The sequence below is a fragment of the Amycolatopsis plumensis genome, from assembly GCF_042652605.1.
Lineage (GTDB): Bacteria > Actinomycetota > Actinomycetes > Mycobacteriales > Pseudonocardiaceae > Amycolatopsis > Amycolatopsis plumensis.
This window is the reverse complement of sequence record NZ_JBHSJY010000001.1, coordinates 323,401-334,164: the sequence shown is the minus strand read 5'-3', so window position 1 is coordinate 334,164 and position 10,764 is coordinate 323,401. Positions and strand designations below refer to the sequence as shown.

At 70.3% G+C, this 10,764-nt stretch carries 11 protein-coding genes and 2 pseudogenes; 7 read left to right on the top strand and 6 right to left on the bottom strand.

Annotated elements, in window-relative coordinates; all coding sequences use genetic code 11:
• Positions 1-27 precede the first annotated feature (27 nt).
• Positions 28-273 carry a hypothetical protein gene (locus tag ACFPLC_RS01720; protein WP_378198200.1) on the top strand — a complete coding sequence of 82 codons (246 nt, stop codon included), beginning with the start codon at positions 28-30 and terminating at the stop codon, positions 271-273.
• Positions 274-469: 196 nt separating this feature from the next.
• Entirely contained in the window at positions 470-1,144 is a 675-nt protein-coding gene (locus tag ACFPLC_RS01715; protein ID WP_378235663.1) for an AAA family ATPase, read from the top strand.
• Between the two features lie 10 nt (positions 1,145-1,154).
• Here the strand turns inward: ACFPLC_RS01715 and ACFPLC_RS01710 are convergent, their stop codons facing one another.
• The 3 genes and pseudogenes from ACFPLC_RS01710 to ACFPLC_RS01700 form a co-directional block, all read right to left on the bottom strand.
• Positions 1,155-2,705 (bottom strand): glycoside hydrolase family 13 protein, encoded by a 1,551-nt coding sequence (locus ACFPLC_RS01710; RefSeq protein ID WP_378198204.1) that lies wholly within the window; start codon positions 2,703-2,705, stop codon positions 1,155-1,157.
• Positions 2,702-3,103, bottom strand: coding sequence for a globin (locus tag ACFPLC_RS01705; protein WP_191307764.1), 402 nt, complete (start codon positions 3,101-3,103; stop codon positions 2,702-2,704). Before ACFPLC_RS01705 ends, ACFPLC_RS01710 begins: the two co-directional genes overlap by 4 nt.
• A gap of 108 nt (positions 3,104-3,211) precedes the next feature.
• Positions 3,212-4,144: pseudogene (locus ACFPLC_RS01700) on the bottom strand (mechanosensitive ion channel family protein); the annotation flags it as partial.
• Between the two features lie 394 nt (positions 4,145-4,538).
• Between ACFPLC_RS01700 and ACFPLC_RS01695 the strand changes: the two are divergent.
• Positions 4,539-5,036 carry an HNH endonuclease gene (locus tag ACFPLC_RS01695; protein ID WP_176171908.1) on the top strand — a complete coding sequence of 166 codons (498 nt, stop codon included), beginning with the start codon at positions 4,539-4,541 and terminating at the stop codon, positions 5,034-5,036.
• Positions 5,037-5,155: 119 nt separating this feature from the next.
• On the opposite strand, the gene ACFPLC_RS01690 is transcribed toward ACFPLC_RS01695, so the two are convergent.
• On the bottom strand, positions 5,156-5,518 hold the full coding sequence (locus ACFPLC_RS01690; protein WP_378198209.1) for a hypothetical protein: 363 nt from the start codon (positions 5,516-5,518) through the stop codon (positions 5,156-5,158).
• A gap of 278 nt (positions 5,519-5,796) precedes the next feature.
• On the opposite strand from ACFPLC_RS01690, the gene ctaJ reads away from it, so the two are divergent.
• Together ctaJ and ACFPLC_RS01680 are read left to right on the top strand one after the other, a co-directional pair.
• A complete protein-coding gene (ctaJ, locus tag ACFPLC_RS01685) occupies positions 5,797-6,045 on the top strand; it encodes an aa3-type cytochrome oxidase subunit CtaJ (RefSeq protein ID WP_378198210.1) in 249 nt (82 codons plus the stop codon).
• Complete coding sequence (locus ACFPLC_RS01680; RefSeq protein ID WP_191307757.1) at positions 6,032-6,520, top strand: DUF5130 family protein; 489 nt, start codon at positions 6,032-6,034, stop codon at positions 6,518-6,520. The genes ctaJ and ACFPLC_RS01680 overlap by 14 nt, the downstream gene beginning before the upstream one ends.
• Before the next feature lie 55 nt (positions 6,521-6,575).
• On the opposite strand, the gene ACFPLC_RS01675 is transcribed toward ACFPLC_RS01680, so the two are convergent.
• Complete coding sequence (locus tag ACFPLC_RS01675) at positions 6,576-6,926, bottom strand: VOC family protein (RefSeq protein ID WP_378198212.1); 351 nt, start codon at positions 6,924-6,926, stop codon at positions 6,576-6,578.
• A 305-nt stretch (positions 6,927-7,231) separates the two neighbouring features.
• Here ACFPLC_RS01675 and ACFPLC_RS01670 point away from each other — a divergent pair, with 305 nt between their 5' ends.
• Positions 7,232-7,384 (top strand): hypothetical protein, encoded by a 153-nt coding sequence (locus tag ACFPLC_RS01670; RefSeq protein ID WP_378235662.1) that lies wholly within the window; start codon positions 7,232-7,234, stop codon positions 7,382-7,384.
• Positions 7,385-7,410: 26 nt separating this feature from the next.
• Here the strand turns inward: ACFPLC_RS01670 and pepN are convergent, their stop codons facing one another.
• Positions 7,411-9,978: an aminopeptidase N gene (gene pepN / locus ACFPLC_RS01665; protein ID WP_378198342.1), complete on the bottom strand. Its 2,568-nt coding sequence runs from the start codon at positions 9,976-9,978 to the stop codon at positions 7,411-7,413.
• Between the two features lie 154 nt (positions 9,979-10,132).
• Between pepN and ACFPLC_RS01660 the strand changes: the two are divergent.
• Positions 10,133-10,755: pseudogene (locus tag ACFPLC_RS01660) on the top strand (mycothiol-dependent nitroreductase Rv2466c family protein).
• Positions 10,756-10,764 lie beyond the last annotated feature (9 nt).

Sequence of the window (10,764 nt, the reverse complement as noted above, 5' to 3'; positions counted from 1 at the left end):
CTCACCGGGCGGTGGCACGCTGGAGGCATGACCCGGGACGAAGACCCGACCGCGGACTTCCTCGACGGTGTGCGCGCCGAGGAGACACCGTGGCGCACGGATCGTCCGGCGGGTGAGCCGGCGCCGGAGCGCGCCGAAAGACCTGAGAGGTGGGGCCGCACGCGTGCGGCGGGCCGGGCGGCCGCCCAGGCGGCGCCCTACCTCCAGGCCGCGGCGCTGGTGGCGTGGCTGGCGAGCGGCGCCTTCGACGACGGCTCAGGCGACCAGAGCTAGAAGGGCGGCGGCATGCGCTGCTGTTCCGACGAAGTCCTCACGGCGGCCGCCGGTGCTGGCCGGCCGCCGATCGCAGCCCCAGGCACGGCCCGCCCTCCCTGGGGGCTGCCCCCGCTTCCAGCGTATCGGCGGGGTACGACGAAACTCGCCAGCCAGCCGCGCCCGACAGTCCGCTTGTCCACATCTTCACTGCGGTGTGTACAACCTCGCGCGCGAGCCGCCAGGTGGCGCCCACGACGACGGCTCGGGTGCAGGGACCAGGTCGGTGGGCGCCGGTGGTTCCGGCAGGATGGCCCGGGTGACGGAAACTTCGCCGAGCCGCACCTGGCTGATCCGGGTGCCCAGGGGACTCGTGGTGCTGGTCGGCGCACCGGCCTCGGGTAAGACGAGCTTCGTCCGGGCGCTGATCGCGCGTGGTCAGGTCGACGAGGGAGCCGTAATCTCCAGCGACCGGATCCGGGCCGGGCTCTTCGGCACCGCACCCGTCTCCGACGCGGCGGACGCCCGGGTCTTCGAAGAACGCGACCGTCGGATCGTCGCCCGGCTTGCTGCCGGGCGGTGCGCGATTGCCGAGTCGACGAACGTCACTCCCGAGGCGCGCGCCCGGCTCATGGCGATCGCCCGGCGCTTCGACGCCCCGGTGACGGCGCTGCGCTTCGACCCGGACGTCGCCGGCCTCCTCCGGCAGAACGCGGAGCGGGGCCGCCCCGACACCACCTCGGCGGATGTGCACGCCTACGCCGCGGTCATGGCCCGGCACGCCACCGCCGAGCAGCTGCGCTCCGAGGGGGTGGCTGCCGTCCACGACGTTCCCGGCCGCGCCCAGGGGACCACACCCGCCGAGGCCGCGGCGTGGTTCTCGGTGGAGTGAGCAGCCCGCCTCAGACCAGCCAGGCGGCGGAGTCCGCGGGCAGCTTCCCCTCCACCAGCGGACTGCTCGACAACAGCACCTCACCCGGCGGCAGCGCAATCGGCGACGCCGACGTGTTCAACGCGCACACCAGCCCACCCCCACGCCGCCGGAAGGCGAAGCACCCGGCCGGAGCCCCGTACCACTCCAGCTCGTCGCCGCTGAACGCCGGATGCGTCTTCCGGAGCTCGATCGCGGCGCGGTACAGCGACAGCGTCGAGTCCGCGTCCTCGATCTGCTTCTCCACCGTCAACCCAGCCCACGAAGCCGGCATCGGCAGCCAGGTACGCGGGTTCCGCGAAAACCCGAACGGCGGCAGGTCGCCCTCCCACGGCAGCGGTACCCGCGCCACGTCCCGCCCGAACTCCGCCCCGCTGGTCTTGGCCCGCGGATCGGCCATGTCCGAAGGCGACAGCGAAACGTTCGCCAGCCCCAGTTCCTCGCCGTTGTACAGGTAAACCGCGCCCGGCAGCGCCAGCTCGACCAGGGCCATCGCCCGCGCCCGGCGTACCCCGGAAGCGCCGCCCCCGTAGCGGCTGACCTGCCGCCAGACGTCGTGGTTGCCCAGCGTCCAGGTCGCCGGCGCGCCCGTGCGGGCCGGGACGGCCAGGGAACGCTCGATGGCCGTGCGCATGGCGTCGGCGTCGAAGTGGGTCAGCACCAGCCGGAAGTTGAACGCCAGGTGCAGCTCGTCAGGCCGCAGGTAGCGGGACAGGCGCTCCTCGTCGGTCACCCAGACCTCGCCGACCGCCATCGCGTCCGGGAACTCGTCGAGCACCTTGCGGATCATCTGGTGGATCTCGTGGACGCTGTCGTGGTCCCACCGCGGGTCGTAGTAGTGGCTCGGCCCCAGCGGGTCCGCGCGCGGGTCCATGTCCGGCAGGTTCGGCGGCTTGGCCATGCCGTGCGCGACGTCGATGCGGAAGCCGTCGACACCGCGTTCGAGCCAGAACCGCAGGGTGCGCTCGAGGTCGGCGGCGACCTCCGGGTTGGCCCAGTTCAGGTCCGGCTGCTGCGGCGCGAACAGGTGCAGGTACCACTGGCCGTCCGGCACCCGCGTCCACGCCGGGCCGCCGAAGGCGCTGATCCAGTTGTTCGGCGGGTCTTCGCCCTTGGGTCCGACGCCGTCGCGGAAGATGTAGCGGTCGCGTTCCGGGCTGCCCGGCGCCGCCGCCATCGCCGACTTGAACCAGGCGTGCTGGTTGCTGGTGTGGTTGGGGACCACGTCGACGGTGACCTTGATGTTCCGCTTGTGCGCCTCGGTCAGCAGCACGTCGAAGTCGCCGAGGGTGCCGAACATCGGGTCGACGTCGCGCGGGTCGGCGATGTCGTAGCCGTGGTCGGCCATGGGGGAGCGGTAGAACGGCGTCAGCCACAGCGCGTCGACGCCCAGCAGCTCCAGGTAACCGAGCCGGGAGTGGATGCCTTCCAGGTCTCCGACGCCGTCACCGTCCGAATCGGCGAACGAGCGCAGGTAGACCTGGTAGAAGACGGCATCGCGCCACCAGGCTGGCTCTCTCATACGAAGCTGTTCATCATGCTGTGCGCAGCCATCTCCAGGTAGGCCCAGAGCTGCCCGCGGTACGGCTCTTCCAGGTTCTCTTCGTCGACGGCGATCCGGATGCACCGCAGCCACGCGTCCCGCTCGAGCGGCCCGATCTTGAACGGCGCGTGCCGCATCCGCAACCGCGGGTGCCCGCGCTGGTCGGAGTAGGTGTGCGGGCCGCCCCAGTACTGGATGAGGAACAGCCGGAACCGCTCTTCGGCGGGCCCGAGGTCCTCTTCGGGGTACAAGGGGCGGAGGATCTCGTCGCGCGCGACCTCCTCGTAGAACCGCCCGACGATCCGGCGGAACGTCGGTTCGCCGCCGATCGCTTCGTAGAGGTTCGCCGGTTCGCTCACTGCAGACACGCCTTCCATTTTGCCCTTGGGGTGCGGGTTCCCGACGCCCGGTCCGCTCGGTACCGGTTCGTCGTGAACCCGCTCCCCAGCGTAATGGCGTCCGCGTCCGCTACTTCCCGGCCGCCGGGCCGCGGGCGGGAACAGCCGGCCGAGCGGCGGCTCGAAGCCGGCCTCCTCCAGGGCCGCCAGCAGCTGGGCACGCAGCGCCCGCTGCACCGCCCACTGCTTGCCCGGCCGCACCTTGACGGTCAGGCGCAGGGAGAGCCCCTCCGGTGTGACGGCTTCCACACCCAGCATCTCCGGCGGCTCGAGGACGTTGTCCTTCAGCGCGTCGCCTTCGGTGGCCGCGGACGCCGCGGCCGCGAGCACCGTCGTCGCGCGTTCGACGTCGGCGGTGTAGCCGAGGGGTACGTCGACGACCGCCACCGCGAAGCCCTGGCTGGAGTTGCCGACGCGCAGCACCTCGCCGTTGCGGACGTACCAGACCGTGCCCTTGACGTCACGCAGGGTCGTGATCCGCAAGCCGACCGACTCCACCGTGCCGGACGCTTCGCCGACGTCCACGACGTCACCGACGCCGTACTGGTCCTCGACCATCATGAAGATCCCGGACAGGAAGTCCTTGACCAGGTTCTGCGCGCCGAACCCGATCGCGACGCCGATGATGCCGGCCGACGCGATGATCGGGCCCAGGTCGAGGCCGAGTTCGCCCAGCACGAGGATGAAGGCCAGACCGTAGATCAGGAACGTCGCCATCGACTTCAGCACCGAGCCGATGGTCATCGCGCGCTGGCGGCGCCGTTCGATGATGGCGGAGCCGAGCACCTCCGGGGCGCGCTCGCGCAGCGGGCGCAGCATCGACGGGAGCTTGCCGCCCGATTTCGGCAGGGTCGTGACGCGGTTGATCAGCCTTCTGACCAGCAGGCGGACCAGGAACGCGATCACGATGATCATGAGGATCTTGATCGGCTTGGTGATCAGCCAGTTCGCCGAACCCGCCAGCCACTCATTGCCCGTGACCTGGAACACCTGGTGGCAGAAGGTGCTCAAGTCGTCGATGCACGGCGTCTTGGCGGAGGTGAGCACGGGGAGCACGGGGTTTTGTTCATCCTTCCGATCGGGTCGGCCGCCCCAACGGCAAGTGGATGTTGGGTCGCGCGGATGTGACACGTCTTGTAACACACGTGCGCTGGGGGCCTGTTCTGTGGTCGACTATGCCTACGCCCCTGGAGGTGGTCGAGTGCCAGACCGACAACCCAGCCCCCGCGGCGTCTCCGGCCAAGCCACGGCCGACGAGGCGCCAGAGGTGGTTCTGCGTGCCTATCCGGGGGGTTCCGCATCCGGCGGAGCCTTCCCGGCCGGGCCGGGGACCCGCCCAGGGGGAGTGACCCGCCCGCCCGGACAGCGTAGTAGAGGCCGGGATCCGGCCGCCCCGGCCTGGGGCCGGCGCCGGGTGCTCCTGCTCAACGCCACGTTCGAGCCGCTGACGGCGTTGCCGCTGCGGCGCGCTGTCGTGCTCGTGATGTGCGGCAAGGCCGAAGTGGTCCACGGTGACCCCGGCGGGATCGAGCTGCATTCGGCGAAGGTTTCGCTGCCGGTGCCCTCGGTGATCCGCCTCAGCACGTACGTGCGCGTACCGTATCGCGCGCAGGTGCCGCTGACCCGCGCGGGGTTGATGCACCGCGACCGGTACCGCTGCGCCTACTGCGGAGGGCGGGCCGAGACGATCGACCACGTCGTCCCGCGCAGCCGGGGCGGGCCCCACAGCTGGACCAACTGCGTCGCGTGCTGCGCCAAGTGCAACCACCGCAAGGCGGACCGGCTGCTCTCGGAGATCGGCTGGCGGCTGCGGATCGTCCCACGGGCGCCCCACGGCCCGCACTGGCGGCTGCTCGCGCACTCCAAGGAGGCCGATCCGCTCTGGCGGCCGTATCTCGGCTCCGCCGCCTAGATTTCACCGGGGGCGGAGCCCCCTGACAAGCCGGCGCCCCGGCTGCCTGTGCGGCGGCCGGGGCGAGCCGGGTGCTTGCGCGATGTGCTCAGGTAGTACGCGCGGCCCTGGAGTACGGGTCAGGCAGCGAGCGCGAAGTCGCTCTGGCAGGTGACGCGGGTGCCCATGGTGACGCGCGTGCCGCGGGTGACCCGGGTGCCTCGCGTGACGCGGGTGCCGCAGGTGACTCGCGTGCCGGCCGTCACACGCGTGCCCATCGTGACCCGAGTGCCGCGGGTGACCCGGGTCCCTCGGGTGACTCGCGTGCCCGCCGTCACCCGGGTGCCGGGCGTTTGCGCGGTGACCCGTGTACCGCGAGTGACGCGTGTACCCCGGGTAACCCTTGTGCCCGCCGTCACACGCGTTCCGGGCACGAATTCGATCTCGCTCAGTGACGAAGAGGTCTCGGTGATCGCCTGTGCGGACGTCTGGACGCTGTTCATGGCAAGGCCTCCTGGGACCGGTGCGTTACCTGCTGGGGCTGACGAGCGGGGCGCAAGGCCCGTACAGGTGAAAAAGCTACGAGGATTTCAAGGCCCCGACAAGACGACAGCGGCGGGTGCGGCCGCCTGTACGTTGAGTTGCAACCTTTCGGCCCGACGGTCTTCGCCCCAACGTTCCAGTCGCCGCGAGCCAAGCGGCCGACGGCACTCGGCTTACGACGAACGGTCGAATGCGCCGCGCGCGGTGGGCGCGGAGGTCATCCGATACGCTCAGCGCCGTGAACGTTGTCGAGACGATCGTGGTCTTCGCCGTGATCCCGCTGGCCATCTACGGCCTCGCCGGGCTGCTGACGCTCCGGCGCAGGTCCGGCGGTGCCCCGCGGCACCGGTCCGGCCAGGCCTGGGAGTACCCGGCCATGTGGTGGAGCGCCAACCCCGAGGGTGCGGGACACCGGCACGCCGGCATTGAGAATGCGGCGCCCGAGGGCGCCCCGACCGCGGCGGGAGGCGCTCGTGGCAACTGGTGAGCTGACCAAGCGCGTCGACGAGTCCGAACTGGGCTACGGCGAGGCGCTGACGGCAACCGGACGCGTGTCCGCGGCCAAGATGTACGAGCCGGCGGCGCCCGCCGGGCCGTTCAATACCCGCCAGCTGGCCCGCCTCGACGAAGCGCTGACGTTCGCTTCGCGGGAGACCGGCTTGGACTTCAGCCTGTACCTCGGCGAGCTCGGGGCGGAGAGCCGGGAGACGGCGGAGAACCTGCACGCGACGACGGCGGACCCGGCGAACTCGGTGCTGATCGCGGTCTCGCCGGGTGAGCGGAAGATCGAGATCGTCACGGGCAAGGTGGCGCACCTGCGCCTGCCGGACCGGGGAGCAAAGCTGGCGGTGGCGAGCATGGTGGCGTCCTTCAAGGAGGGCGACCTGGTTCGCGGGCTGGTCAACGGTTTGGTGAACGCGCTGCGGATGCTGTCGGACCAGGCTGGTCCGGCGCCTCGCTGACGCGTTGGCATTGCGGCCCCGCACCCTTGGGTGCGGGGCCGTTTCGCGTTCGGCGTCAGCGCGGGCTTCGGTCGGCGAACTCGACGGTGAACCCGTCCGGATCCCGCAGCTGCAGCTGCCGCTCGAAGCCGCGATCGCGCGGCGGGCCCGGCACGCGGACACCTCGCGCGATGAGATCTGCGTAGAGGTCGTCGAGGTCGTCGGCCAGCAGCTCGACCTGGACGAACTTCCGCAACCGCTGGACTTGGTCGTCCTCCTGCTCGACGACCGTACCCAGTTCCAGCAGCCCGAGGGTGCCTCGGTTCAGGCGCAGGAGTGCGAAGCGGTCTGTGTGGACCTCGAGGGTGAAGCCTAGTGCGGTGTAGAAGGGGATGGATCGGTCGAGACTGGTGACCGGGAGGCTCATTCCGGCAAAGGTGATCACGGCGGCTCTCTTCTCGTGGAGTGCGCCATGGACCGTTAGCCGGCGGGCGTTCCGACGCTGCACCCGCTCGATCAGGTTAACAAGGGGTTGGGTGGCCCTGCCGGATTTTGCGCTGCCGGATTTTGCCCTGCCGGGGTTTGCTCTGCCGGGGTGTTCCCGCCGACCCGAACGCCGGATTGTTCAACGGCCGTCAGGCCGTGTCAAGGCGGGAAAGCGTGCCTTGACACGGCCTGACGGCCGCTGATGCGGCTGCGTATCGGTTCGGCAGGGGGGTGTGGCCGAGGGCGGTGCCGTGCCGTGCCGTGCCGGGCCGGGAGGCCGGTGTCGCGGACCCGGTCGGCGAAGGCGGGACCCTGCGGTGGCGGACCGGGCCGGGGAAGCCGGTGTCGCGAACCCGGCCTGCGTTCGCCTGGCCGGTCGTGAGTGGTAAGGCGGGTTAGAACCCGCCTTACCACTCACGAGCGGGTCAAGCCTGTGCGTCGAAGTCCCGCGCCGCCAGCGCGCGCACGATTCCTGCCCGGCCCTCCGACACCAGCCGGCGGAGCGCCTGGGGGTGGTCGCCCTTCAGCCACTCGTCCGAGGCCGTCACCGTCTCCGAGCCCACCGCCCAGGACGGGTACAGGCCGATGGCGATCGGCTGGGCCCGCTCGCTCGAGCGGCGCTGCCAGACCTCGTCGATGACCTCGAAGTAGCGAGCCACGTACGACCCCAGCAGGGCCTTCTGGCCGGGGTGCGAGAAGCCCGAGATCAGCGAGTCGCTGACCGCGTTCGGCAGCTCGTCGTCGTACACCGCACGCTGCCACGCGTCCGCCTTGGCCTCCGCCGTCGGGCGCAACGCTCGCGCGCGCTCTGCCTGGCGGCGGCCCGTGGCCGTGTTGTCGCGGGCCAGCTCCGCGTCGATCTCCGTTGCGGCCGCCTTGCCGTGGGCCACCAGGGCGTGCAACAGGCGCCAGCGGAGGTCCGTGTCGACCGTGAGCCCCGGGAGCGGCGCCGACTCGTCCAGCCAGCCGGACAGCACCGACAAGGTGGCGTCGTCGAGCACCGAGCCCGCCAGGGAGTTCACGAACGCCAGCTGGTGGTCCGAACCCGGCTCCGCCTCCCGGACCAGCTCCAGCAGCCGCGCGGTGAACGCCGGCCAGCCCGTCGAGGCCGCCCAGTCCTGCTCCGCGTACGAGTTCAGCGCCGTCTGGGCCTGCAGCAGCAGGCGCTGGACCACGCCGACCTCGGTCTCCGTGTGGATGCCGCGCTGCACCAGCGTGACGAAGTCTCGCGCCTTCAGCTCGGCTTCGCGGGTCATCTCCCACGCCGCCGACCAGCAGAGCGTGCGCGGGAGCGGCTCGGTGATGTCGGCGATGCGGTCGATCAACGTCGTGAGCGACGCCGGGTCTAGGCGCATAGTGCAGTACGTCAGGTCGTCGTCGTTGACCAGCACGAGCTTGCCCGCGGGCAGGCCGACCAGGTCCGGCACCTCGGTGCGCTCGCCGTCGACGTCCAGCTCGACGCGCTGGGTCCGGACGATCTTGCCCGAGCCGTCCTCGTCGTAGACCCCGACGGCGACGCGGTGCGTGCGCAGCTCACCGGCGCCCGGCTTCGCGCCGGACTGGACGACGGCGAACGACGTGAACTTGCCGTCCGCGCCGACCTCGTAGCGCGGGCTGAGCGAGTTCAGGCCGGTGGTCTCCAGCCACTGCGCGCTCCACCACGACAGGTCGCGGTCGGACGCCTCCTCCAGCGCGCCCAGCAGGTCCGCCAGGGTGGCGTTGCCCCAGGCGTGCTTGCCGAAGTACACCTTCAGGCCGTCGAGGAAGTGGTCGAGCCCGACATAGGCGACGAGCTGCTTGAGCACGCTCGCGCCCTTGGCGTAGGTGATGCCGTCGAAGTTGACCTCGACCGCGTGCAGGTCGACGATGTCGGCCGCGATCGGGTGCGTCGAAGGCAGCTGGTCCTGGCGGTAGGCCCACGACTTCTCGATGTTCGCGAAGCTGGTCCACGCGTTCTTGTACTCGGTCGCCTCGGCCTGGGCCAGGACGCTCGCGAAGGTCGCGAACGACTCGTTCAGCCACAGGTCGTCCCACCAGCGCATGGTGACCAGGTCGCCGAACCACATGTGCGCCATCTCGTGCAGCAGCGTCTCGGCGCGCCGCTCGTAGGCGTAGTGGGTGACGCGGCTGCGGAAGACGTAGTCCTCCAGGAACGTCACCGCGCCGGCGTTCTCCATCGCGCCCGCGTTGAACTCCGGCACGAACAGCTGGTCGTACTTGGAGAACGGGTACGGCGTGCCGAACTTCTCGTGGTAGAAGCCGAAGCCCTGCTTCGTCTCGGTGAAGAGGCGATCGGCGTCCATGTGCTCGGCCAGCGACGCGCGGCAGTAGATGCCGAGCGGGATGGTCTTGTGGTCGTCGGTGTACTCGTCACGCCATTCGGCGTACGGGCCGGCGACCAGCGCGACCAGGTACGTCGAGATCCGCTCGGACTCCTTGAACACCGTCCGGACGGCGCCTTCCGGCGTCTCTTCGGCAGACTCCACGATCGCGTTGGAGACGACCTTCCAGTCCTTCGGCGCGACCACCGTGAGCCGGTAGACCGACTTCAGGTCGGGCTGGTCGAAGCAGGCGAACATGCGCTTGGCGTCCGCCGTCTCGAACTGCGTGTACAGGTAGACGCCGTCGTCGACCGGGTCGACGAACCGGTGCAGGCCCTCGCCGGTGTTCATGTACCGGCAGTCGGCGGACACCGTGAGCTCGTTGGCCTCGGCCAGCCCGGTCAGCGTGATGCCCTTGTCCTCGACGTACGCGCTGACGTCGACGTCCGCGCCGTTCAAGGTGGCCGAGTGCACGCGGTCGGCGACGATGTCGACCCACGTCGATTCGCCGGCCCGGGCGCTGGAGAACCGGACGGTCGTCGTCGACGCGAAGGTCTTCTCCCCGGGTCCGCCGTGGCCGTCGGTCAGATCGAGCTCGATGTCGTAACCGGTGACGTCGAGCAGATCCGCGCGCAGCTTGGCTTGATCACGGGTCAGGTTGGGGGCGGGCACAGGCACCTCTGGTCGTTGGTATCGGTTTTCAACTCCCCGCATCCAATCATGGGGACGGGGTGGCGGGCGATAAGGGAACAACCCCGCGTTTCCCGGTGTTGGGCTCCTCGTGTGGGGGTCCGCCCACATCGAGACATGACTCAGGAGTGCCCGCATGACCGCTGCCGAGCAGCCCACGAAGGTCGATTTCTACTTCGACCCGATCTGCCCGTTCGCGTGGATCACCTCCCGCTGGATCCTGGAGGTGGAGAAGCACCGCACCCTGGACCTGCGCTTCCGGATCATGAGCCTGTCGGTGCTGAACGAGGGCCGGGACGAGCTGCCCGAGCAGTACAAGGAGCTCTTGGCGAAGGGCTGGGGCCCGGTGCGCGCGTGGCCGTGGCGCTGTCGCAGGCCAAGGGCGAGGAAATGCTGCGCGAGTACTACACCGAGTTCGGCACCCGCTTCCACAACCAGGGCAACAAGGACTACGACACGGTCATCAAGGAGGCCCTGGCCGCGATCGGCGCGCCGGCCGAGCTGGCCGACGCCGCCCACTCGACCGAGTACGACGAGGCGCTGAAGAAGAGCCACCACGAGGGCATGGACCCGGTCGGCCAGGACGTCGGCACCCCGACCATCCACATCGACGGCGTGGCGTTCTTCGGGCCGGTCCTGACCTCGATCCCGCGTGGCGAAGACGCCCTGAAGGTGTTCGACGGCGCGGTGGCGCTGGCGAGCTACCCGGACTTCTTCGAGCTCAAGCGCACCCGGACCGGCGACCTGAACTTCGACTGACGCGTCACT